Raw genomic sequence first — 24403 nt, 5'->3', positions numbered from 1 at the left:
AGTGAGGTGGATATGTTTATCCTCGAAACGCTGAACTTCGTTGTTGATATTCTTAAGGTGCCGTCGGTGCTGGTGGGCTTAATTGCTCTTATTGGCCTGGTGGCACAGAAAAAAGCCTTTTCCGATGTTATAAAAGGCACCATTAAAACTATTCTCGGATTTATTGTGCTGGGTGGCGGGGCCACCGTGCTGGTCGGTTCGTTAAATCCCCTGGGAGGCATGTTTGAACACGCTTTTACCATTCAGGGGATCATTCCAAATAACGAAGCGATTGTCTCTATCGCGCTGGAAAAATATGGCGCCTCGACGGCACTTATTATGGCCTTCGGCATGGTGGCGAATATCGTGGTCGCCCGTTTTACCCGGCTGAAATATATCTTCCTTACCGGGCACCACACCTTCTATATGGCCTGTATGATCGGCGTGATCCTCACCGTGGCGGGGTTCGAGGGAGTAGGGCTGGTCTTTACTGGTTCGCTGATCCTCGGTCTGATCATGGCCTTCTTCCCGGCGCTGGCGCAGCGCTATATGAAACGTATTACCGGCAATGATGACATCGCCTTCGGCCATTTCGGCACGCTGGGCTATGTGCTCTCCGGCTGGATCGGCAGCGTGGTGGGTAAAGGCTCGCGCTCGACGGAAGAGATGAACCTGCCGAAAAATTTAAGCTTCCTGCGCGACAGCTCTATCTCCATCTCGCTGACCATGATGATTATCTACCTGATCATGGCGGTCAGCGCCGGGCGGGAGTATGTGGAAGCGACCTTCAGCGCCGGTCAGAACTACCTCGTCTACGCCATTATTATGGCCATTACCTTCGCGGCAGGGGTATTTATCATCCTGCAGGGGGTGCGCCTGATCCTGGCGGAAATCGTGCCGGCCTTTACCGGCTTTTCGGAAAAACTGGTGCCCAACGCGCGTCCCGCGCTCGACTGTCCGGTGGTCTATCCCTATGCCCCTAACGCCGTGCTGATTGGCTTTCTCTTCAGCTTCCTTGGCGGGCTGGTAGGGCTCTTTATCTGCGGGCAGTTTAGCTGGGTCCTGATCCTGCCGGGCGTGGTTCCGCACTTCTTTACCGGCGCGACCGCCGGGGTATTTGGCAACGCCACCGGCGGGCGGCGCGGCGCGATGATCGGCGCGTTTGCCAACGGCCTGCTGATCACCTTCCTGCCGATTATGCTGCTGCCCGTGCTGGGCGCGATCGGCTTCTCCAATACCACCTTCTCCGATGCCGACTTCGGCGCGGTGGGAATTGTGCTGGGCAACCTGGCGCGCTTCATGTCGCCGCTGGCTATCACCGGACTGATCGTGGCGGTGTTCGCGCTGCTGGTGGCCTACAACGTGTTCGCGAAAACCAAAATTCAGGCGCAGGAAAAGAGCGGAGCTAAATCATGAATGAACAAGAGATTACGCAACTGGCACGCGACATTCGCCTCGCCACTCTCAGGTCACTGACACACCTTGGGTTTGGTCACTATGGTGGCAGTATGTCGGTGGTGGAGACGCTGGCGGTTCTCTACGGCGCGGTGATGAAAATCGACCCGGCGGATCCGGACTGGCCGGAGCGTGACTACTTTGTGCTGTCGAAGGGCCACGCAGGTCCGGCGCTTTACAGCACCCTGGCCATTAAGGGTTACTTCCCGGTGGAGGAGCTCTATACCCTCAACCAGAACGGGACGCGGTTGCCGAGCCACCCGGATCGGCTCAAAACCCGCGGCGTAGATGCCACCACCGGCTCGCTGGGGCAGGGGATCTCTATTGCAGGAGGCATGGCGCTGTCGCACAAGCTTGCCGGGCGCCCCAACCGGGTTTTTTGCATTGTCGGCGACGGCGAGTTAAACGAGGGGCAGTGCTGGGAGGCGTTCCAGTTTATCGCGCATCATCGCCTGAACAATCTGACAATATTTGTCGACTGGAATAAGCAGCAGCTGGACGGCGAACTGGATGAAATCATCTGCGCGTTTGATCTGGAGGGGAAATTCCGCGCCTTTGGTTTTGATGTGGTGACGGTGAAAGGAGACGACATCCCGGCGCTGCTGGAGGTCACTCTGCCGAAACCTGCCGCCGACGCCCGACCACGGGTGGTGATCCTCGACAGCATCAAAGGACAGGGGGTGCCTTACCTGGAGCAGCTCAGCAATTCGCACCATCTGCGTCTCAACGACGAGGCCAAAGCCGCCCTGAACGAGACGATCCGCCAACTGGAGGCCACACATGTTTAAGGTTGCACCCGCAGGACAAACTGATGCCGTTGAGATGCGTAAAGTCTACGCCGGATTTGTGGCCAGGCAGATCGAGGCGGGGAGCGATATTATCGCTCTGGAAGCCGATCTGATGAGCTCTATGGCAATGGACAGCGTCGCGCGTGACTATCCGCAGCAGGTAATCAACTGCGGCATTATGGAAGCCAACGTGATTGGCACCGCGGCGGGGCTGTCGCTGACCGGGCGCAAGCCGTTTGTCCACACCTTTACCGCCTTTGCCAGCCGCCGCTGCTTTGATCAGCTTTTTATGTCGCTCGACTATCAGCGCAATAACGTCAAGGTGATCGCCTCCGATGCGGGGGTAACCGCCTGTCATAACGGCGGCACCCATATGTCGTTTGAGGATATGGGGATTGTGCGCGGTCTGGCGCATTCGGTGGTGCTGGAAGTGACCGATGCGGTGATGTTCGAAGATGTGCTGCGCCAGCTTATCGATCTGGAGGGCTTTTACTGGGTGCGCACCATCCGTAAGCAGGCGCCGAGCGTTTACGCGCCGGGGTCGACCTTTACCATTGGCAAGGGCAACGTACTGCGCGAAGGGAACGATATCACGCTTATCGCCAACGGTATTATGGTGGCGCAGGCGCTGGAGGCGGCACGGCAGCTGGAGCAGGAAGGGGTGAGCGCGGCGGTGATCGACATGTTCACCCTGAAACCCATCGACCGGGTGCTTGTAAAAAATTACGCCGAGAAAACCGGGCGGATCGTCACCTGCGAAAACCACAGCATCCACAACGGACTGGGGTCGGCCGTGGCGGAGGTGCTAGTGGAAACCTGCCCGGTGCCGATGCGTCGCGTAGGAGTGAAGGAGCGCTACGGCCAGGTAGGGACGCAGGATTTCCTGCAGAAGGAGTATGGCCTCACGGCGCACGATATTGTCTCGGCGGCGAGAGAGTTGCTGTAATAAAAAAGGCGACCCTGAGGTCGCCTTTTTGTTGCAACGGTTTTGTAGGCCGGATAAGCGAAGCGCCATCCGGCAAAACATTACTGCTGCTGTGCCGACTGAATCGCGGTCAGCGCGATGGTGTAGACGATATCGTCAACCAGCGCACCACGAGAAAGGTCGTTCACCGGCTTGCGCATACCCTGCAGCATCGGCCCGATGGAGATCAGGTCGGCTGAACGCTGTACCGCTTTGTAGGTGGTGTTACCGGTGTTCAGATCCGGGAAGATGAACACGGTAGCGCGACCGGCAACCGGAGAGTTCGGCGCTTTGGATTTCGCAACATCAGCCATAACTGCGGCATCGTACTGCAGCGGGCCGTCGATCATCAGATCAGGACGTTTTTCCTGCGCGATGCGGGTCGCTTCACGCACTTTCTCAACGTCGCTACCTGCGCCGGAGGTACCGGTGGAGTAGGAGAGCATCGCCACGCGCGGTTCGATACCGAAGGCAGTCGCGGAGTCCGCAGACTGGATAGCGATCTCTGCCAGCTGTTCGGCGGTCGGATCCGGGTTAATCGCGCAGTCACCGTAAACGTAAACCTGTTCCGGCAGCAGCATGAAGAATACGGAGGAGACCAGCGAGCTGCCCGGCGCGGTTTTAATCAGCTGCAGCGGCGGACGGATGGTGTTCGCGGTGGTGTGAACCGCACCGGAAACCAGGCCGTCAACTTCGTCCTGCTCCAGCATCAGGGTGCCGAGAACCACGTTGTCTTCCAGCTGTTCGCGGGCAACGGCTTCGGTCATACCTTTATTCTTACGCAGCTCAACCAGGCGAGCAACGTAGCTTTCGCGAACCACTTCCGGGTCGACGATTTCGATGCCAGCGCCCAGCTCAACGCCCTGAGAGGCGGCTACGCGGTTGATCTCGTCCGGGTTACCCAGCAGCACGCAGGTCGCGATACCACGTTCGGCGCAGATAGCAGCCGCTTTAACGGTACGCGGCTCGTCGCCTTCCGGCAGAACCACGCGTTTGCCCGCTTTACGCGCCAGCTCGGTCAGCTGATAGCGGAAGGCTGGCGGAGAGAGACGACGGCTGCGCTCGGAGGTCGCGGTCAGGGATTCGATCCAGTCAGCGTTGATGTAGCCAGCAACGTATTCCTGAACCTTCTCGATGCGCTCGTGATCGTCAACCGGTACTTCCAGGTTGAAGCTCTGCAGGCTCAGGGAGGTCTGCCAGGTGTTGGTGTTCACCATAAATACCGGCAGGCCGGTAGCAAACGCGCGTTCGCACAGCTTGCTGATGCGAGCATCCATTTCGTAACCGCCGGTCAGCAGGATTGCGCCGATCTCAACGCCGTTCATCGCCGCCAGACAGGCCGCAACCAGCACGTCAGGACGGTCTGCGGAGGTCACCAGCAGGGAGCCTGCGCGGAAGTGTTCCAGCATGTGCGGAATGCTGCGCGCACAGAAGGTCACGGACTTCACGCGGCGGGTGTTGATGTCGCCTTCGTTGATAATGGTGGCGTTGAGGTGGCGAGCCATGTCGATCGCGCGGGTGGCGATCAGGTCAAAGCTCCACGGCACCGCGCCCAGAACCGGCAGCGGGCTGCTTTCAGCAAGCTTCGCCGGATCGATAGCGATCACCTTCGCTTTGGAAGAATCGTCGAAGATTTCAGAGAGGTCAGGACGGGTACGGCCCTGCTCATCCACTGGCGCGTTCAGCTTGTTAACGATTACGCCGGTGATATTGCTGTTTTTCGCGCCGCCGAAGCTGCTGCGGGTCAGTTCGATACGCTCTTTCAGCTGTTCCGGGGTGTCAGTGCCCTGGGACATCACAAAGACGATTTCCGCGTTCAGGGTTTTCGCGATTTCGAAGTTCAGCGACTGGGCAAACTGATGTTTGCGGGTCGGTACCAGACCTTCAACCAGCACCACTTCCGCGTCTTTGGTGTTCGCGTGGTAGTTGGCGATGATCTCTTCCATCAGCACGTCTTTCTGGTTGCTGGAGAGCAGAGACTCAACGTGGCTCATCTTCAGCGGTTCAGCGGCGGGCAGGCTGGAGTTCTTACGAACGATGGTGGTGGTCTGGTCTGGCGCATCGCCACCGGCGCGCGGCTGGGCGATAGGCTTAAAGACGCTCAGACGAACGCCTTTGCGTTCCATAGCGCGGATCACGCCGAGGCTGACGCTGGTCAGGCCGACGCTGGTTCCGGTAGGGATCAGCATAATTGTACGGGACACGGTTTATCCTCTTTCGTTACCGCCGACTTTCGGCGGGATACAAAACAGCACCGCCAGCATTGCTGGCGGTGGGAGAATCAGGCAGTCAGGCGGGCTGCGTCTTGCGCGATAACCAGCTCTTCGTTGGTCGGGATAACAATCGCCGGACGAGTGCCTTCTTTGTTGATGAAGCCAGACTTGCCGAAACGGGCAGCCAGGTTGCGTTCGTGATCGACTTCGAAGCCCAGCACGCCCAGTTTACCCAGGGAGAGTTCACGCACCATTGCCGCGTTTTCACCGATACCGCCGGTGAAGATAACTGCGTCCAGACGGCCTTCCATCAGCGCAGTGTAAGAGCCGATGTACTTCGCCAGGCGGTGGCAGTAAACGTCCATCGCACGTTTGGCATCTTCTTTGGTGGTGTAGTTGTCTTCAACGTAACGGCAGTCGCTGGTCACTTCGGTCAGACCCAGCAGGCCAGACTCTTTGGTCAGCAGCTTGTTGATCTGATCAACGCTCATGCCCAGGGTGTCGTGCAGGTGGAAGATGATCGCCGGATCGATATCACCAGAACGGGTACCCATTACCAGGCCTTCCAGCGGAGTCAGACCCATGGAGGTATCGACACACTTACCGTTGCGGATAGCCGACACGGAACCACCGTTGCCCAGATGGCAGGTGATGATGTTCAGCTCTTCAACCGGCTTGTTCAGGACCTTGGCCGCTTCCTGAGTGACGTAGAAGTGGCTGGTGCCGTGCGCGCCGTAACGACGTACGCCGTGCTCTTTGTACAGGCTGTACGGCAGGGCATAGAGATAAGATTCTTCCGGCATGGTCTGATGGAACGCGGTGTCAAATACGGCCACGTTTTTATCTTTCAGCTGCGGGAAAGATTTCAGCGCTTCAGCGATACCGATCAGGTGAGCAGGGTTATGCAGCGGCGCGAAAGAGGCGGAATCTTTAATGCCCTGAATAACGGAATCATCAATACGTACGGAACTGGTGTATTTTTCACCGCCGTGGACGATACGGTGACCGATTGCCGACAGCTGAGCAGACAGTTCTGGTTTTTGTGCCAGAATAGTGTTAACGATAAAGTTCAGCGCTTCACTGTGAGCGGCGCCTGCACCTAAAGCCGCTTCTTGTTTGCTGCCGTCCATTTTCCATTTGATACGCGCTTCAGGAAGATGGAAACATTCGGCCAAACCAGAAAGGTATTCGTCACCGTTGGACGCGTCGATAATCGCGAATTTCAGTGAGGAACTACCGCAGTTCAGAACCAGTACTAACTTACTCGACATGGAAGTACCTATTGTTGATACGTGGCTAAAAAAACGTCAAAGAGTCTTAAAGCGTAACGCAAGGCGACCCTGACATTTATGATTAACATCATGCCAGGCGAACATTTCGGCATGATGGAAGAAATAACTATGATTTTATGCCATTTTGAACATTTTTCAGACAATGGCATACTATACGAAAATTTGACGAGTCAATGTTTCTCGTCTACAGCCCTTTGAGGCTGGCACAGAATACCCGATACTGGGTAGACATGACAAAAAATTTTTGAACGTTGTCATGCACAGTTGCTGTTTTGCAAAAAAATTTTAATTTTTATATGTGAAGTTGAGGTAAAGCCATGTCGACACCCCAGACTCCCACCGTGAGCTTTTTTAGCCTGTTTCGTCGGGGCCAACACTACGCCAAAACGTGGCCGCTGGAAAAGCGCCTGGCGCCCGTGTTTGTCGAGAACCGCGCAATCCGTATGACCCGCTACGCCATCCGTTTTATGCCGCCAATTGCGGTCTTTACGCTCTGCTGGCAAATAGCGCTTGGCGGACAGCTCGGTCCCGCGGTCGCCACCGCGCTTTTCGCGCTGAGCCTGCCGATGCAGGGACTATGGTGGCTGGGCAAACGGTCGGTGACGCCGCTGCCTCCTGCTATTTTACACTGGTTTTATGAAGTGCGCGGTAAACTTGAAGAGGCAGGCCAGGCGCTGGCTCCGGTTGAAGGTAAACCAGACTACCAGGCGCTTGCCGACACCCTTAAACGCGCCTTTACGCAACTTGATAAAACATTCCTTGATGACTTGTGATTGATCATCGAAACGGCCGATAAAAGAGGGCACAGTAACAGCTTGTTACCGTGTCTTTTTTTCATGTAATGCGCAACAGGAGCCAAAAGATGGAAATGACCAACGCTCAACGCCTGATTTTGTCCAATCAGTACAAAATGATGACCATGCTTGATCCCGACAACGCTGAGCGCTACCGCCGCCTGCAGACAATTGTTGAACGCGGCTTTGGCCTGCAGATGCGCGAGCTGGATCGTGAATTTGGCGAACTCAAAGAAGAGACCTGCCGCACCATTATCGACATTATGGAGATGTACCACGCGCTGCACGTCTCCTGGACGAACCTTAAGGATGCGCAAACCATCGATGAGCGTCGCGTCACTTTCCTGGGCTTTGATGCCGCCACCGAAGCGCGCTACCTGAGCTATGTGCGTTTTATGGTTAATACCGAAGGCCGTTACACCCATTTTGACGCCGGTACGCACGGTTTTAATGCCCAGACGCCGATGTGGGAAAAATACCAGCGCATGTTAAAGGTATGGCACGCCTGCCCGCGCCAGTACCATCTGAGCAGCAACGAAATTCAGCAAATTATTAACGCCTGACGGAGGTGAATGTGCAGTGTAAAGGTTTTCTGTTTGATCTGGACGGTACGCTGGTGGATTCGCTGCCGGTTGTGGAGCGTTCCTGGCGTCGCTGGGCCGACCGGCATGGGATCCCTCATCAGGAGATATTCGACTTTATCCATGGCAAACAGGCCATTACCTCAATACGTCACTTCTTAGCGGGAAAACCGGAGGCGGAGATTCAGCGGGAATTTACCTGGCTGGAGCAGATTGAGTCTACCGACACCGAAGGCATCGTCGCGCTTCCCGGCGCGCAGGCGCTGCTTCGCCATCTGAACGAGGCGGAGATCCCGTGGGCCATTGTCACCTCCGGCTCAATTCCTGTCGCCCATGCGCGCCACAAGGCGGCGGGGCTGCCAACGCCGGAAGTCTTTATTACCGCCGAGCAGGTCAGCCGCGGCAAACCTGAACCGGACGCCTTTCTGCTTGGCGCCCGACAGCTGGGGCTGGCGCCAGAGGCGTGCGCCGTGGTGGAGGATGCCGCCGCCGGCGTGCTGGCCGGTCTGAACGCCGGCTGTCACGTTATCGCGGTGAATGTGCCAGCAGGCTCGCCGCGTCTGGAGGAGGCGGATTTTGTCCTCGACTCGCTGAACGCGCTATCGGTCGTCAGGCTACCTGACGGGAGTGTAACCGTCTCCCGGAAAATATAATCTATGATTTGGCCCCACATTGCTGGGGCTTTTTTATGGCAAAATTGACGCTCTTTCCACTGACAAGGATATGTTGTGAACGGTGAATTGATCTGGGTGCTCAGCCTGCTTGTTATCGCCATCATTCTCTTTGCCACCGGTAAGGTACGCATGGATGCCGTTGCGTTACTGGTGATCGTTGCTTTTGTACTGAGCGGTACGCTGACGCTTTCGGAGGCGTTCGCCGGCTTTAGCGATCCTAATATCGTGTTGATTGCCGCCCTGTTTATCATCGGCGACGGCCTGGTACGCACCGGCGTGGCGACGGTAATGGGGGCCTGGCTGGTGAAGGTGGCGGGCAACAGCGAAACCAAAATGCTCGTCTACCTGATGCTGACAGTGGCAGGGCTGGGAGCCTTTATGAGCTCCACAGGCGTGGTGGCGATTTTTATTCCGGTGGTCATGAGCGTCTCGATGCGCATGCAGGCTTCACCCTCGCGCCTGATGATGCCGCTTAGCTTCGCCGGGCTCATCAGCGGCATGATGACGCTCGTCGCCACGCCGCCCAACCTGGTGGTGAACAGCGAACTGCTGCGCGAGGGGCTGGAGGGGTTCAGCTTTTTTAGCGTGACCCCTATTGGCCTGGTAATCCTCGCCTTAGGGGTGATCTATATGCTGATCGCCCGTTTCGCCCTTAACGGTGAGACGCCGCGTCGCAGCGACGGCTGGCGCCGCCGCACCTTTCGCGACCTTATCAAAGAGTATCGTCTCACCGGGCGCGCCAGGCGTCTCGCCATTCGCCCCGGCTCGCCGATGATCGGCCAGCGCCTTGACGACCTCAAACTGCGTGAGCGCTACGGGGCGAATGTGATCGGCGTGGAGCGCTGGCGTCGCTTTCGTCGCGTGATTGTTAATGTTAACGGGGTGTCGGAGTTTCGGGCGCGTGACGTCCTGCTGATTGACATGTCGGCGGCGGAGGTGGATCTGCGTGAATTTTGCGGCGAACAGCTGCTGGAGCCGATGGTGCTGCGCGGAGAGTACTTTTCCGACCAGGCGCTGGACGTGGGGATGGCAGAAGTTTCGCTGATCCCCGAATCGGAGCTGTTGGGAAAGACCGTTCGGGAAATTGGCTTTCGCACCCGCTACGGCCTGAATGTGGTCGGCCTGAAGCGCGACGGTGTGGCGATAGAAGGAGCTGTGGTGGACATCCCCCTGGAACTGGGCGATATCTTCCTGGTGGTAGGTAACTGGAAACTCATCAGCCAGCTGGGGCAAAAGGGGCGCGACTTTGTGGTGCTTAATATGCCAGCTGAAGAGAGCGATGCCTCGCCCGCCCACAGCCAGGCGCCGCACGCTATTTTCTGCCTTGTGTTGATGGTCGCGCTGATGTTAACCGATGAGATCCCCAATCCGGTCGCCGCCATTATCGCCTGCCTGCTGATGGGGAAGTTTCGCTGTATCGACGCCCAGAGCGCCTACAAGGCGATCCACTGGCCGAGCATTATTCTCATTGTCGGCATGATGCCGTTCGCTCTGGCGCTGCAAAAATGCGGCGGTGTCGATTTGGTGGTGAGAGGGCTGATGGATCTTGGCGGGGGTTATGGTCCTTATATGATGCTGGTGTGCCTGTTTATCCTCTGCGCCGTCATCGGGTTATTCATCTCTAATACCGCCACGGCGGTGCTGATGGCCCCGATTGCGCTGGCGATGGCAAAATCGATGGGCGTCTCTCCCTATCCGTTTGCCATGATGGTGGCCATGGCGGCATCGGCGGCCTTTATGACGCCCATCTCATCGCCGGTCAACACGCTGGTGCTGGGGCCGGGCAGATATACCTTCAGCGATTTTGTGAAGCTCGGCGTGCCTTTTACCGTGCTGGTGATGGTAGTCTGCGTGGTGCTAATACCCGTACTGTTCCCGTTTTAAGCATAAGCGCAGAAACATAGGCCGGGTAAGGCACAGCCGCCACCCGGCGAAACAATTACAGCGGTGAATCCTGGCTAATCTCATCCAGCGACAGATGGAAGCTCGGCACAAAAACCTGCATAAAGTAGTCCATCTCCTCGCTGCGGCGAGACTGCAACGTTTTTTCCAGACGGGTTTTCGCCAGCAAAAACTCATTATTGCCTGCGGAGAGCTCTTCCAGACACTTCAGATAGGCGCAGAGCGCGTCCGCCTGTTTTACCAGCGACTTCTCTTCATCCGAATAACGCTGCTCATCAATAAGCGGTTCAAAGAGATCGCGCAGCTCTTCCGGCACCATCTCGATCAGCTTCTGCTGGGCGATTTTCTCTATCGCCTTATATTCCTGGGCAATCTGCGAGTTGAAATATTTCACCGGCGTAGGCAGGTCGCCGGTCAGTACCTCGGAGGCGTCGTGGTACATCGCCAGTAGCGCAATACGCTCCGCATTCACCTCGCCATTAAATTTGCGGTTTTTAATCACCGCCAGCGCATGGGCCACCATCGCCACCTGCAGACTGTGCTCGGAGACATTCTCGGTGCGCACGTTACGCATCAGGGGCCAGCGGTTAATAAGCTTCAGGCGGGAGAGGTGGGCAAAGAAATGACTCTGACTCATAGGTTACCTTATGTCTTCACTGCGACAGGCTTCATTGTGCGGGGAGGGGAGAGAAGATGCAAATTTGCGGATTTACCAGGCCGGGTAAGCGCAGCGCCACCCGGCTGAAAGAGAGCGTTACTGATGATAACCCGAGAGGAAGCGCCCGAAGCGGCTGATGGCCATTTCGAGGTCATCTTCGCGCGGCAGAGTCACGATACGCACATGGTCCGGCCACGGCCAGTTAAAGGCGGTTCCCTGTACCAGCAGCACCTTTTCCTGAAGCAGAAAATCGAGCACCAGTTTCTGATCGTCATGAATGTTGAAACGCTTGCTGTCAATTTTCGGGAACATATAGAGCGCGCCGTTCGGCTTCACGCAGGAGACGCCCGGAATATCATTGATCAGCTCCCAGGCGCGGTTGCGCTGCTCATACAGGCGTCCGCCAGGAACGATAAATTCGCTGATGCTCTGATAGCCGCCGAGCGCGGTCTGAATGGCATGCTGTGCCGGCACGTTGGCGCACAGGCGCATCGAGGCCAGCATCTCCAGCCCTTCAATATAGCCTTTGGCGTGCTTTTTCGGGCCGTTCAGTACCATCCACCCCTGGCGGAAGCCGGCGACCCGGTAAGTCTTGGAGAGGCCGTTAAAGGTGACGGTGAGCAGGTCCGGCGCCAGCGCGGCGATAGAGTGGTGCTGGGCGTCGTCATAAAGAATTTTGTCGTAGATCTCGTCGGCAAAAATGATCAGGTTATGCTGGCGGGCGATCTCCACGATCTCCAGCAGCAGCTCTTTAGAGTAGACCGCGCCGGTTGGGTTGTTCGGGTTGATAATCACAATCCCGCGAGTACGCGGCGTGATTTTGGCGCGGATATCGTCCAGATCCGGGAACCAGTCAGAAGATTCATCGCATAAATAGTGCACCGCTTTGCCGCTGGAGAGCGACACCGCCGCCGTCCATAACGGGTAGTCAGGCGCTGGCACCAGCATCTCGTCGCCGCTGTTCAGCAAGGCCTGCATCGCCTGTACGATAAGCTCAGAGACGCCGTTACCGATGTAGATATCTTCCACGGTAACGTCGCGCATGTCGCGCGCCTGGTAGTGCTGCATAATCGCCTTGCGGGCGGAGTAGAGCCCTTTGGAGTCGCAATAGCCTTGCGCGGTAGGCAGATTGCGGATCACATCAACCAGGATCTCATCCGGCGCGTCAAAGCCAAAAGGCGCAGGATTGCCAATGTTAAGCTTGAGAACTTTATTCCCTTCTTCTTCGAGACGTTTCGCCTCTTTCAGAACCGGACCACGGATGTCGTAACAGACATTCTCTAATTTGCTCGATTTTTCGATGGGGGACATGAATCTTTGACCTTTTAGCTGTTATTGCCACTTCCTGCCGTGGAAGTCAGCACGGAACAATGTACTCCCCCGTCGCGCTGTTTTGAAGGGTATACAGCAGAAGATTTTGTCAGGATGGCGTCTTGTATTGAAATTGATTAGTCTGACTGTGCGGGTGTTGAGTGTGATTAAATGTTATCTGCCACACATTTTCTGGTTGATCATACCCTGATGTGTTCTGATGGTTATACTTTATGCTGTCTAAAATTGGCGCATCGGCAGAAATTTTTCAATGAGAATGTTATTATCACATGCGGAAATATTTCGCTTATCGGGAGTTATTATCGAAAAGCGGACAAATAGAGATGTCAGGCTATACTGCTGTTAATGTGAATTTACTGTTAAATAATATTAATTGATAAACGTAATCTAAACTAAACTTTATTTTTTAACGATCGGTGATTACGTGTTTTCGTTAATTTTAATAAAAAAGTTTAAGACTATTTTTACAGGCGCAAACAGCATGCGATCTGATAAGGCTTATAAATAACATGGATTTGAGTTAAGATGAGTCGTCAGGTAGGCTGAGGGCTGTCAAACGTCGCAGAGTACTGTCCTGGCGCTCACTGAATTAATTGGTTGTTATAAATGGAATTATCTTCACTATTTTTGATGAGAAACAGCTTAGTAAGTTGAAGCGACGATGATAAGCTTAAGCAGGATGCGTCTCTTTTTTTATCAAATTGACATAATCTCCTGCATCCTTAAATATTTTGAAGATAAAAAAGAATAAAAATAACGTTATGGAATGCGGTTTCTGACTGTTGAAATACCCCAGCCAGAAATGACTCTGTCAGGCAATCTGCCGGGTTGGGATACGAGGGATACTTTCAGAAGGATTTGTTTAACTGCTATACACAGCTCAAACCCGGGCAGCTCTGCATGAGCCACCTGTAAGTGAAAAGATATGATAAATGCAAATCGTCCGATAATGAATCTCGACCTCGATCTGCTGAGAACGTTTGTTGCGGTCGCCGATCTGAACACATTTGCTGCTGCCGCGGCTGCGGTCTGCCGTACTCAGTCGGCTGTCAGCCAGCAGATGCAAAGGCTGGAACAGCTGGTGGGGAAGGAGCTTTTTGCCCGTCATGGGCGTAATAAACTCTTAACTGAACATGGTATTCAGCTCCTGGGTTATGCCCGGAAAATACTTCGTTTCAATGATGAAGCATGCATGTCTTTAATGTTTAGCAACCTGCAGGGGGTGTTAACATTAGGGGCATCTGATGAATCAGCCGATACCATTCTGCCTTTCCTTCTTAATCGGATCAGCTCGGTTTATCCGAAATTAGCGCTCGACGTGAGCGTAAAGCGCAACGCATATATGATCGATATGCTTACCGAGCATAAGGTGGATCTGGTGGTGACGACCCATCGTCCCGGGCAGTTCGACTGCCTGACGTTGCGTCATTCGCCAACCCACTGGTATTGCGCGGCGGAATATGTCATGCAAAAAGGTGAGCCGGTGCCGCTGGTGCTACTCGACGATCCCAGCCCGTTTCGCGATATGGTGCTCTCGACGCTCAACGAAGCGAATATTCCCTGGCGGCTGGCTTATGTAGCATCGACGCTGGCAGCGGTTCGTGCGGCAGTTAAAGCGGGGCTGGGCGTCACTGCCCGCCCGGTAGAGATGATGAGTCCCGATCTGCGCGTGCTAAGTGGTAACGACGGGCTGCCACCGTTGCCGGAAACGGAGTATCTGCTCTGCTATAACCCGACCAGCCATAACGAACTGGCGAAAATCGTCTTCGATGCGATGGTCAACTACCATAACCCCTGGCAGTACATGGCTGTTACCCCTGAAGGAGGGGATGATCCTTTAGTGGTCGAAGGGGATTTTAAGTGATCATCTCTGCAAAATTGTCGTAACAATTTGTAAGTGTGAAAAAAGACCTCTGTCGCAAAATTTTTTGGGCAGTGGTCTTTTTTTCAACCCTTGCTTGCGATTGACTGCGTCAATAAAACTAATACCTCATATTTATCAGGTGCATGTGTCACCCCCTCCATTTTTCCACCCTGTGATGACGCCGGATAGGCTATGGTTTAGGCATGTTAAAAAACGCGCAATAATGTTGCCGTTTTTCTGAGTGAATTAACAAAAGCGTGTTCCAGATCAAGAAAATACTCCCATTTGGGGGGAGGAAACGACGGAGAATCCTGTCAAAATAGAAAGGTTATTGCCGTTTTATCTTCATACGGACACGATTCAACAACATGCTTTATCTCTTTCCCGAACGGATCAACGGAGGAAAAGGGCATGAAATGTTAACGAGGATCGCCAGTTGTAATTTAATGTGAAGAAACCTTTGTTAAAGTTGACAAAAGGTTATAGAAAGGAGTAAAAAACCACATCATTTTGCTGTCTATGTCTCATTTCAGACAGTTAGTGTACGGTTATTTGTTCCTCCCCATGAATCGATGTGATGTCCATCTGCCAGCAAGAGCAGTGTTGTCGGTATCACTTTTGATGAGTAAGCAATGAGTATGTCAACATCCACAGAAGTCGTCGCTCATCACTGGGCGTTCGCAATCTTTCTTATCGTTGCCATTGGCCTGTGCTGCCTGATGTTAGTTGGCGGCTGGTTCCTGGGCGGTCGCGCCCGCGCAAGGCACAAAAACACCCCCTTCGAATCAGGTATTGATTCTGTCGGAACCGCACGCTTACGCCTGTCCGCCAAGTTTTACCTGGTGGCCATGTTCTTCGTCATTTTTGACGTGGAAGCGCTCTACCTTTTCGCCTGGTCAACCTCAATTCGCGAAAGCGGCTGGGTGGGCTTTGTCGAGGCCGCAATTTTCATTTTAGTGCTACTGGCCGGTCTGGTTTATCTGGTGCGTATCGGCGCGCTGGACTGGACGCCTGCGCGTTCACGCCGTGATCGTATCAACCCGGAAAACAGTATCTCTAATCGTCAGCAGTAACAGCGAGGCAATAAGATGGATTATACGCTCACCCGCATAGATCCTAACGGTGAGAATGACCGTTACCCCCTGCAGAAACAGGAGATCGTAACCGACCCCCTGGAGCAAGAAGTCAACAAAAGTGTCTACATGGGCAAACTCGAACATGCCCTGCACGATATGGTCAACTGGGGTCGTAAGAACTCCATCTGGCCTTATAACTTTGGCCTTTCTTGCTGCTACGTTGAAATGGTGACGTCATTCACTGCGGTGCATGACGTTGCGCGTTTTGGGGCGGAAGTACTGCGTGCTTCTCCGCGTCAGGCCGACCTGATGGTGGTGGCGGGTACCTGCTTTACCAAAATGGCGCCGGTTATTCAGCGTCTTTATGACCAGATGCTGGAGCCGAAATGGGTTATCTCCATGGGGGCCTGCGCAAACTCTGGCGGCATGTATGACATCTATTCCGTCGTGCAGGGCGTAGATAAATTTATCCCGGTCGATGTCTACATCCCGGGCTGTCCGCCGCGTCCGGAAGCTTACATGCAGGCGCTGATGCTGCTGCAGGAGTCCATCGGTAAAGAACGCCGTCCGCTCTCCTGGGTCGTGGGTGACCAGGGCGTTTACCGCGCCAATATGCAATCTGAGCGCGAACGTAAGCGCGGCGAACGTATCGCCGTCACCAACCTGCGTACGCCGGACGAAATTTAATTTGCGCCTGTGGGCATGGAGAGACCCTTCGCATATCACTATACAAATAGCGCGAAGCCACGCCCGACAGTCACCACGGACCCATTTGCAATGGTGAACAATATGACCGATTTAACCGCGCAAGACGCCGCATGGCAGACCAGGGATCATCAGGACGATCCGGTCATTGGCGAACTGCGCAACCGTTTTGGGCCGGATGCCTTTACTCTTCAGGCCACCCGCACCGGGGTACCGGTGGTTTGGGTGAAGCGTGAGCAGTTGCTGGAAGTTGTCGATTTCTTAAAGAAATTGCCAAAACCTTACGTCATGCTGTTTGACTTACACGGCATGGATGAGCGTCTGCGTACGCACCGCCAGGGTCTCCCCGCGGCGGATTTTTCCGTTTTCTACCACCTGATCTCAATAGACCGTAACTCGGATATCATGCTCAAGGTGGCCTTGTCTGAAAACGACATGCATCTGCCGACCATCACCAAACTTTTCCCGAACGCCAACTGGTATGAGCGTGAAACCTGGGAAATGTTCGGTATGACCTTCGACGGCCACCCGCACCTGACGCGCATCATGATGCCGCAGACCTGGACCGGCCACCCGCTGCGTAAAGATTACCCGGCGCGCGCCACCGAATTTGACCCGTTTGAGCTGACGAAAGCCAAACAGGATCTGGAGATGGAAGCGCTGACCTTCAAGCCGGAAGACTGGAGCATGAAGCGCGGTACCGAGCACGAAGATTTCATGTTCCTCAACCTCGGTCCGAACCACCCCTCGGCGCACGGTGCTTTCCGTATCATTCTGCAGCTGGATGGCGAAGAGATTGTCGACTGCGTACCGGACATCGGTTACCACCACCGCGGCGCCGAGAAGATGGGCGAGCGCCAGTCCTGGCATAGCTACATCCCCTATACCGACCGTATCGAGTATCTGGGCGGCTGCGTTAACGAAATGCCTTATGTGCTGGCGGTTGAAAAACTGGCGGGCATCACCGTACCGGATCGCGTTAACGTGATTCGCGTAATGCTCTCCGAGCTGTTCCGTATTAACAGTCACCTGCTCTACATCTCCACCTTCATTCAGGACGTGGGCGCGATGACCCCGGTCTTCTTCGCCTTTACCGATCGCCAGAAAATCTACGATCTGGTGGAAGCGATTACCGGTTTCCGTATGCACCCGGCCTGGTTCCGCATCGGCGGCGTCGCGCACGATCTGCCGCGCGGCTGGGATCGTCTGCTGCGTGAGTTCCTCGACTGGATGCCGAAGCGTCTGGCCTCTTATGAGAAAGCCGCGCTGCGCAACTCCATTCTGAAAGGACGCGCCCAGGGCGTTGCCGCTTACGGTGCGAAAGAGGCGCTGGAGTGGGGCACGACCGGTGCGGGCCTGCGCGCAACGGGTATTGATTTCGACGTGCGTAAATGGCGTCCCTATTCAGGCTACGAGAACTTCGACTTCGAAGTGCCGGTGGGCGGTGGTGTCTCCGACTGCTACACCCGCGTGATGCTGAAGGTGGAAGAGCTGCGCCAGAGCCTGCGCATTCTTGAGCAGTGCCTCAACAATATGCCGGAAGGGCCGTTCAAGGCGGATCATCCGCTGACCACGCCGCCGCCGAAAGAGCGCACGCTGCAACATATCGAAACCCTGATCACCCACTTCCTGCAGGTTTCCTGGGGCCCGGTTATGCCGGCACAGGAATCTTTCCAGATGATTGAGGCGACCAAGGGTATCAACAGCTACTACCTGACCAGCGACGGCAGCACCATGAGCTACCGTACCCGCGTGCGTACCCCGAGCTTTGCGCACCTGCAGCAGATCCCGGCCGCCATTCGCGGCAGTCTGGTCTCCGACCTGATTGTCTATCTGGGTAGTATCGATTTTGTTATGTCAGATGTGGACCGCTAATTATGCACGAGAATCAACAACCACAAACCGAGGCTTTTGAGCTGAGTGCGGCAGAGCGTGAAGCGATTGAGCACGAGATGCACCACTACGAAGACCCGCGTGCGGCGTCCATTGAAGCGCTGAAAATTGTCCAGAAGCAGCGTGGCTGGGTGCCGGACGGGGCGATCTACGAGATCGCGAAAGTGCTGGGTATTCCGGCGAGCGATGTCGAGGGGGTCGCCACCTTCTACAGCCAGATCTTCCGCCAGCCGGTTGGCCGCCACGTGATCCGCTACTGCGACAGCGTGGTCTGTCACATTACCGGTTATCAGGGGATTCAGGCTGCCATTGAGAAAAAACTCAATATTAAGCCGGGCCAGACCACCTTCGATGGTCGCTTCACTCTGCTGCCGACCTGCTGTCTGGGCAACTGCGACAAGGGGCCGACCATGATGATTGATGAGGATACTCACAGCCATCTGACGCCGGAAGCCATTCCCGACCTGCTGGAGCAGTACAAATGAAAACGGTAATTCGTACTGCTGAGACCCATCCGCTGACCTGGCGTCTGCGTGATGACAAACAGCCGGTCTGGCTTGAAGAGTATCAGAGCAAAAACGGCTATGAAGGCGCGCGCAAAGCGCTCTCCGGTATGGCGCCGGATGAGATCGTTAACGCGGTGAAAGACGCTGGCCTGAAAGGGCGCGGCGGCGCGGGCTTCTCCACGGGTCTGAAGTGGAGCCTGATGCCAAAAGATGAATCCATGAACATCCGTTACCTGCTGTGTAACGCCGATGAGATGGAGCCGGGCACCTATAAAGACCGCCTGCTGATGGAGCAGCTGCCGCACCTGCTGGTGGAAGGCATGCTGATCTCCGCGTTCGCCCTGAAAGCCTACCGCGGTTACATCTTCCTGCGCGGCGAATATATCGAAGCGGCACAGCATCTGCGTCGCGCGATTGCCGAAGCGACCGAAGCGGGCTTCCTCGGTAAAAACATTCTCGGCACCGGTTTCGATTTTGAACTCTTTGTTCACACCGGGGCAGGGCGCTACATCTGCGGGGAAGAGACCGCGCTGATTAACTCCCTGGAAGGGCGCCGCGCGAACCCGCGCTCCAAGCCACCATTCCCGGCAAGCTCCGGCGTATGGGGTAAACCGACCTGCGTTAACAACGTTGAAACTCTCTGCAACGTGCCGGCGATCCTCGCCAACGGCGTGGAGTGGTATCAGGGCATCTCGAAAAGTAAAGATGCTGGCACCAAGCTGATGGGCTTCTCCGGTCGCGTGAAGAATCCGGGCGTCTGGGAGCTGCCGTTTGGCACCACCGCGCGCGAAATTCTGGAAGATTACGCGGGCGGCATGCGCGATGGCCTGAAATTTAAAGCCTGGCAGCCGGGCGGCGCAGGTACTGACTTCCTGACCGAAGCGCACCTTGACCTGCCGATGGAATTTGAAAGCATTGGCAAAGCGGGCAGCCGTCTGGGTACGGCGCTGGCGATGGCGGTGGACCACGAGATCGGCATGGTCTCCCTGGTACGTAACCTGGAAGAGTTCTTCGCCCGCGAATCCTGCGGCTGGTGTACGCCGTGTCGTGACGGCCTGCCGTGGAGCGTGAAGATCCTGCGCGCCATCGAACGTGGCGAAGGCCAGCCGGGCGATATCGAGACACTTGAGCAACTGTGTCGATTCCTGGGGCCAGGCAAAACCTTCTGCGCCCACGCACCGGGCGCCGTCGAGCCGCTGCAGAGCGCGATCAAATATTTCCGCGACGAATTTGAAGCAGGCATTAAGCAGCCGTTCAGCAATACCCATTCGATAAATGGGATTCAGCCGAACCTGCTTAAAGCGCGCTGGTAATTTTTACCCCTCACCCTGACCCTCTCCCCGGAGAGGAGAGGGGATGAGCCGGAGCCGCTTTTCTCCCTCGCCCCTTTGGGGAGAGGGCAGGGGTGAGGGGAACAGAATTTTGATTAACGCTCGAATTTATTCGAGCCAACTGGAAGCATGCTAATGGCTACGATTCATGTAGACGGCAAAGAATATGAGGTCAACGGGGCGGACAACCTGCTGGAAGCTTGTCTGTCGCTCGGCCTTGATATTCCATACTTTTGCTGGCATCCGGCGCTGGGCAGCGTCGGTGCTTGCCGCCAGTGTGCGGTGAAGCAATATCAAAACGCGGAAGACACGCGTGGTCGCCTGGTGATGTCCTGTATGACGCCAGCCACCGAAGGCACCTTTATCTCTATTGAAGATGAAGAGGCTAAACAGTTCCGTGAAAGCGTGGTGGAGTGGCTGATGACCAACCACCCGCACGACTGCCCGGTCTGCGAAGAGGGGGGCAACTGCCACCTTCAGGATATGACCGTCATGACCGGTCACAGCTTCCGTCGCTATCGTTTTACCAAGCGTACCCACCGCAACCAGGATCTGGGTCCGTTCATCTCGCATGAGATGAACCGCTGCATCGCCTGCTACCGCTGCGTGCGTTACTACAAAGATTATGCGGACGGCCAGGACCTGGGCGTCTATGGCGCGCATGACAACGTCTACTTCGGTCGTCCGGAAGACGGAGTGCTTGAAAGCGAGTTCTCCGGCAACCTGGTGGAGATCTGCCCGACCGGCGTATTCACGGATAAAACCCACTCCGAACGTTACAACCGTAAGTGGGACATGCAGTTTGCGCCAAGCATCTGCCAGCAGTGCTCGCTGGGCTGTAACACCAGCCCGGGCGAGCGCTATGGCGAACTTAGACGTATCGAAAACCGCTATAACGGCACCGTTAACCACTACTTCCTCTGCGACCGCGGTCGTTTTGGCTACGGCTATGTGAACCTGAAGGACCGTCCGCGTCGCCCGGTTCAGCGTCGTGGCGACGATCTGATCACCCTGAACGCCGAGCAGGCGATGCAGGGGGCGGCAGATATTCTGCGCCAGTCGAAGAAGGTGATCGGTATCGGCTCCCCGCGCGCCAGCGTGGAGAGCAACTTCGCGCTGCGCGAGCTGGTAGGAGCGGAAAACTTCTACACCGGTATCGCACAGGGCGAGCAGGAGCGCCTGCAGCTGGCGCTTAAGGTGCTGCGTGACGGCGGTATCCATACCCCGGCGCTGCGCGAAATCGAATCCTACGATGCGGTGCTAATTCTGGGGGAAGACCTGACCCAGACCGGCGCCCGCGCTGCTCTGGCGGTTCGCCAGGCGGTGAAAGGAAAAGCCCGCGAAATGGCGGCGGCACAGAAAGTGGCCGACTGGCAGATCGCGGCGATCATGAACATCGGCCAGCGCGCCAAACACCCGCTGTTTGTCACCAACGTGGATAACACCCGTCTGGACGATATCGCCGCCTGGACCTACCGCGCGCCGGTGGAAGATCAGGCGCGTCTCGGCTTTGCCATCGCCCACGCGCTGGACAGCAACTCGCCAGCCGTTGAACTGGATCGCGACCTGCAAAACAAGGTTGACGTGATCGTGCAGGCGCTGGCCGGGGCGAAGAAACCGCTGATTATCTCCGGCACTAACGCCGGCAGCGTGGAGATCATTCAGGCGGCCGCCAACGTGGCGAAAGCGCTGAAAGGCCGTGGCGCCGACGTGGGCGTCACCATGATCGCCCGCGCGGTGAACAGCATGGGACTTGGCATGATTGGCGGCGGCTCTCTGGAAGAGGCGCTGAGCGAACTGGAATCTGGCGCGGCTGACGGCGTTATCGTCCTTGAGAACGATCTGCATCGCCACGCCAGCGCCGCTCGCGTTGACGCCGCGCTCTCCCGTGCGCCGCTGGTAATGGTTATTGACCATCAGCGCACCGCCATTATGGACAAAGCGCACCTGGTGCTCTCGGCGGCAAGCTTTGCCGAAAGCGACGGTACTGTTATCAACAACGAAGGACGCGCCCAGCGCTTCTTCCAGGTTTACGATCCGGCCTATTACGATAACAACACCATCATGCTGGAGAGCTGGCGCTGGCTGCACTCCCTGCATAGCACGGTCGAAAACCGTCAGGTGGACTGGACGCAGCTCGATCATGTGATCGATGCGGTCGTGGCAAAACTGCCGCAGCTGGCGGGCATTAAAGATGCCGCGCCGGACGCGAGCTTCCGCATTCGCGGCCAGAAGCTGGCCCGTGAACCGCACCGCTACAGCGGACGCACCGCCATGCGTGCCAATATCAGCGTTCATGAGCCGCGTCAGCCGCAGGATAAAGACACCATGTTCGCCTTCTCCATGGAAGGGAACAACCAGCCATCCGCACCGCGCTCGCAAATTCCGTTTGCGTGGGCGCCGGGCTGGAACTCCCCGCAGGCGTGGAACAAGTTCCAGGCTGAAGTGGGTGGTCACCTGCGTCACGGCGATCCGGGCGTGCGGCTGATCGAGGCCTCTGAAAACGGTCTCGATTTCTTCTCCACCGTTCCGGCAAGCTTTGCTGCTGAAGAGGGCAACTGGCGTATCGCGCCATACTACCACCTGTTTGGCAGTGACGAACTTTCCCAGCGTTCGCCGGTATTCCAGAGCCGTATGCCGCAGCCTTACATCAAGCTCAACCCGGCCGATGCCGCGAAGCTTGGCGTTAATGAAGGCGCGCATATCGCCTTTAGCTATGAAGGCCAGACAATCAGCCTGCCGCTGGTTATCTCCGAAGGTCTGACGGCGGGGCAGGTGGGGCTGCCGATGGGTATGCCGGGCATTGCGCCGGTCATGGCGGGCGCACGTCTCGATAACCTGCAGGAGGCAAAAGCATGAGTTGGTTAACGCCGGATCTTATCGACATTCTGTTGACCATTCTGAAAGCGGTCGTGATTCTGCTGGTGGTCGTCAGCTGCGGGGCGTTCATGAGCTTTGGTGAGCGCCGTCTGCTGGGGCTGTTCCAGAACCGTTACGGACCTAACCGCGTCGGCTGGGGCGGCTCGCTCCAGCTGGTCGCGGATATGATCAAGATGTTCTTTAAAGAGGACTGGGTTCCGCGCTTCTCGGATCGCGTCATCTTTACCCTGGCACCGATGATCGCCTTTACCTCGCTGCTGCTGGCGTTCGCTATCGTTCCGGTTAGCCCCACCTGGGTGGTGGCGGACCTCAATATCGGGGTGCTGTTCTTCCTGATGATGGCGGGCCTGGCGGTATACGCGGTGCTCTTCGCGGGCTGGTCCAGTAACAACAAATACTCCCTGCTGGGCGCGATGCGTGCTTCTGCGCAGACGCTAAGCTACGAAGTGTTTCTGGGACTCTCCCTGATGGGCGTGGTGGCGCAGGCTGGTTCATTCAACATGACCGACATCGTCAACAACCAGGCCGATATCTGGAACGTGATCCCGCAGTTCTTTGGGTTTATTACCTTTGCCATCGCGGGCGTGGCGGTCTGTCACCGTCATCCGTTTGACCAGCCGGAAGCCGAGCAGGAGCTGGCCGATGGTTATCACATTGAATACTCCGGCATGAAGTTCGGTCTGTTCTTTGTGGGTGAGTACATCGGTATCGTCACTATCTCCGCACTGATGGTGACGCTGTTCTTCGGTGGCTGGCATGGCCCGTTCTTACCGCCATTCATCTGGTTCGCGCTGAAAACCGCGTTCTTCATGATGATGTTCATTTTGATTCGCGCAGCGTTGCCTCGTCCGCGTTATGACCAGGTAATGTCCTTTGGCTGGAAAGTTTGCCTGCCGCTGACGCTCATCAACTTGCTGGTAACGGCGGCTGTCATTCTCTGGCAGGCGCAATAAGGGGCTAATAGACCATGACCTTAAAAGAATTATTGTCAGGCTTCGGCACCCAGGTACGCAGTATCTGGATGATCGGCCTGCACGCGTTTGCAAAACGCGAAACCCGGATGTATCCGGAAGAGCCGGTATATCTGCCGCCGCGCTATCGTGGCCGTATCGTGCTGACGCGCGACCCGGACGGTGCGGAGCGCTGCGTAGCCTGTAACCTGTGTGCGGTCGCCTGTCCGGTTGGCTGTATCTCTCTGCAAAAAGCGGAGACCGTGGATGGCCGCTGGTATCCGGAGTTTTTCCGCATCAACTTCTCACGCTGCATCTTCTGCGGGCTGTGTGAAGAGGCGTGCCCGACCACGGCGATTCAGTTGACCCCGGACTTTGAGCTGGGCGAATACAAGCGTCAGGATCTGGTGTTTGAGAAAGAGGATCTGCTGATTTCCGGTCCGGGCAAATACCCGGAATATAACTTCTACCGGATGGCGGGTATGGCAATCGACGGCAAAGATAAGGGCGAAGCGGAAAACGAAGCCAAGCCTATCGACGTCAAGAGCCTGTTACCGTAAGGAGAG

20 protein-coding genes are annotated in these 24403 nt (G+C 56.1%); 16 read left to right on the top strand and 4 right to left on the bottom strand.

The window, feature by feature from the left end:
* The first annotated feature begins 12 nt into the window (after window positions 1–12).
* The 3 genes from BN3796_RS18585 to BN3796_RS18575 are packed head-to-tail and all read left to right on the top strand — an operon-like array spanning window position 13 to window position 3168.
* Entirely contained in the window at window positions 13–1395 is a 1383-nt protein-coding gene (locus tag BN3796_RS18585) for a PTS ascorbate transporter subunit IIC (protein ID WP_061709830.1), read from the top strand.
* Entirely contained in the window at window positions 1392–2222 is an 831-nt protein-coding gene (locus BN3796_RS18580; protein WP_061709829.1) for a transketolase, read from the top strand. Before BN3796_RS18585 ends, BN3796_RS18580 begins: the two co-directional genes overlap by 4 nt.
* Window positions 2215–3168 carry a transketolase family protein gene (locus BN3796_RS18575; protein WP_061709828.1) on the top strand — a complete coding sequence of 318 codons (954 nt, stop codon included), beginning with the start codon at window positions 2215–2217 and terminating at the stop codon, window positions 3166–3168. Before BN3796_RS18580 ends, BN3796_RS18575 begins: the two co-directional genes overlap by 8 nt.
* Window positions 3169–3248: 80 nt before the next feature.
* On the opposite strand, the gene pta is transcribed toward BN3796_RS18575, so the two are convergent.
* Both pta and ackA read right to left on the bottom strand, forming a co-directional pair.
* Entirely contained in the window at window positions 3249–5390 is a 2142-nt protein-coding gene (gene pta / locus BN3796_RS18570) for a phosphate acetyltransferase (RefSeq protein ID WP_061709827.1), read from the bottom strand.
* 77 nt (window positions 5391–5467) lie between these two features.
* A complete protein-coding gene (gene ackA / locus BN3796_RS18565; RefSeq protein ID WP_061709826.1) occupies window positions 5468–6670 on the bottom strand; it encodes an acetate kinase in 1203 nt (400 codons plus the stop codon).
* Between the two features lie 338 nt (window positions 6671–7008).
* Here ackA and yfbV point away from each other — a divergent pair, with 338 nt between their 5' ends.
* From yfbV to BN3796_RS18545, 4 genes are all read left to right on the top strand, one after another.
* The gene (gene yfbV / locus BN3796_RS18560; RefSeq protein WP_061709825.1) at window positions 7009–7464 is read left to right on the top strand and encodes a terminus macrodomain insulation protein YfbV; all 456 of its coding nucleotides are present in this window, start codon (window positions 7009–7011) and stop codon (window positions 7462–7464) included.
* Window positions 7465–7553: 89 nt separating this feature from the next.
* Window positions 7554–8048 carry a YfbU family protein gene (locus tag BN3796_RS18555; RefSeq protein ID WP_061709824.1) on the top strand — a complete coding sequence of 165 codons (495 nt, stop codon included), beginning with the start codon at window positions 7554–7556 and terminating at the stop codon, window positions 8046–8048.
* An 11-nt stretch (window positions 8049–8059) separates the two neighbouring features.
* A complete protein-coding gene (locus tag BN3796_RS18550; protein ID WP_061709823.1) occupies window positions 8060–8719 on the top strand; it encodes a sugar phosphatase in 660 nt (219 codons plus the stop codon).
* 75 nt (window positions 8720–8794) lie between these two features.
* On the top strand, window positions 8795–10624 hold the full coding sequence (locus BN3796_RS18545; protein WP_061709822.1) for an SLC13 family permease: 1830 nt from the start codon (window positions 8795–8797) through the stop codon (window positions 10622–10624).
* Window positions 10625–10679: 55 nt separating this feature from the next.
* Here BN3796_RS18545 and yfbR read toward each other — a convergent pair whose 3' ends face one another.
* Both yfbR and alaA read right to left on the bottom strand, forming a co-directional pair.
* A complete protein-coding gene (gene yfbR, locus BN3796_RS18540) occupies window positions 10680–11279 on the bottom strand; it encodes a 5'-deoxynucleotidase (protein ID WP_061709821.1) in 600 nt (199 codons plus the stop codon).
* A gap of 117 nt (window positions 11280–11396) precedes the next feature.
* Window positions 11397–12611 carry an alanine transaminase AlaA gene (gene alaA, locus BN3796_RS18535; RefSeq protein WP_061709820.1) on the bottom strand — a complete coding sequence of 405 codons (1215 nt, stop codon included), beginning with the start codon at window positions 12609–12611 and terminating at the stop codon, window positions 11397–11399.
* A 946-nt stretch (window positions 12612–13557) separates the two neighbouring features.
* On the opposite strand from alaA, the gene lrhA reads away from it, so the two are divergent.
* From lrhA to nuoI, 9 genes are all read left to right on the top strand, one after another.
* Complete coding sequence (lrhA, locus tag BN3796_RS18530; protein WP_061709819.1) at window positions 13558–14496, top strand: transcriptional regulator LrhA; 939 nt, start codon at window positions 13558–13560, stop codon at window positions 14494–14496.
* A 632-nt stretch (window positions 14497–15128) separates the two neighbouring features.
* Window positions 15129–15569 (top strand): NADH-quinone oxidoreductase subunit NuoA, encoded by a 441-nt coding sequence (gene nuoA, locus BN3796_RS18525; RefSeq protein WP_061709818.1) that lies wholly within the window; start codon window positions 15129–15131, stop codon window positions 15567–15569.
* A 15-nt stretch (window positions 15570–15584) separates the two neighbouring features.
* A complete protein-coding gene (gene nuoB / locus BN3796_RS18520) occupies window positions 15585–16259 on the top strand; it encodes an NADH-quinone oxidoreductase subunit NuoB (RefSeq protein ID WP_002913178.1) in 675 nt (224 codons plus the stop codon).
* A gap of 90 nt (window positions 16260–16349) precedes the next feature.
* Window positions 16350–18152, top strand: a complete 1803-nt coding sequence (gene nuoC, locus BN3796_RS18515; RefSeq protein ID WP_061709817.1) for an NADH-quinone oxidoreductase subunit C/D — start codon at window positions 16350–16352, stop codon at window positions 18150–18152.
* A 2-nt stretch (window positions 18153–18154) separates the two neighbouring features.
* Window positions 18155–18655, top strand: a complete 501-nt coding sequence (gene nuoE, locus BN3796_RS18510; protein WP_061709816.1) for an NADH-quinone oxidoreductase subunit NuoE — start codon at window positions 18155–18157, stop codon at window positions 18653–18655.
* Window positions 18652–19989 carry an NADH-quinone oxidoreductase subunit NuoF gene (gene nuoF / locus BN3796_RS18505; protein WP_061709815.1) on the top strand — a complete coding sequence of 446 codons (1338 nt, stop codon included), beginning with the start codon at window positions 18652–18654 and terminating at the stop codon, window positions 19987–19989. The genes nuoE and nuoF overlap by 4 nt, the downstream gene beginning before the upstream one ends.
* A gap of 153 nt (window positions 19990–20142) precedes the next feature.
* The gene (gene nuoG, locus BN3796_RS18500; protein WP_061709814.1) at window positions 20143–22866 is read left to right on the top strand and encodes an NADH-quinone oxidoreductase subunit NuoG; all 2724 of its coding nucleotides are present in this window, start codon (window positions 20143–20145) and stop codon (window positions 22864–22866) included.
* On the top strand, window positions 22863–23840 hold the full coding sequence (gene nuoH / locus BN3796_RS18495) for an NADH-quinone oxidoreductase subunit NuoH (protein WP_061709813.1): 978 nt from the start codon (window positions 22863–22865) through the stop codon (window positions 23838–23840). Before nuoG ends, nuoH begins: the two co-directional genes overlap by 4 nt.
* A 14-nt stretch (window positions 23841–23854) precedes the next feature.
* A complete protein-coding gene (nuoI, locus tag BN3796_RS18490) occupies window positions 23855–24397 on the top strand; it encodes an NADH-quinone oxidoreductase subunit NuoI (RefSeq protein WP_061709812.1) in 543 nt (180 codons plus the stop codon).
* Window positions 24398–24403: the final 6 nt, after the last annotated feature.

It is taken from the genome of Pseudenterobacter timonensis (genome assembly GCF_900021175.1).
Lineage (GTDB): Bacteria > Pseudomonadota > Gammaproteobacteria > Enterobacterales > Enterobacteriaceae > Enterobacter > Enterobacter timonensis.
Note: the sequence above shows the minus strand (reverse complement) of the source record. Positions and strands in the feature narration are given on the sequence as shown.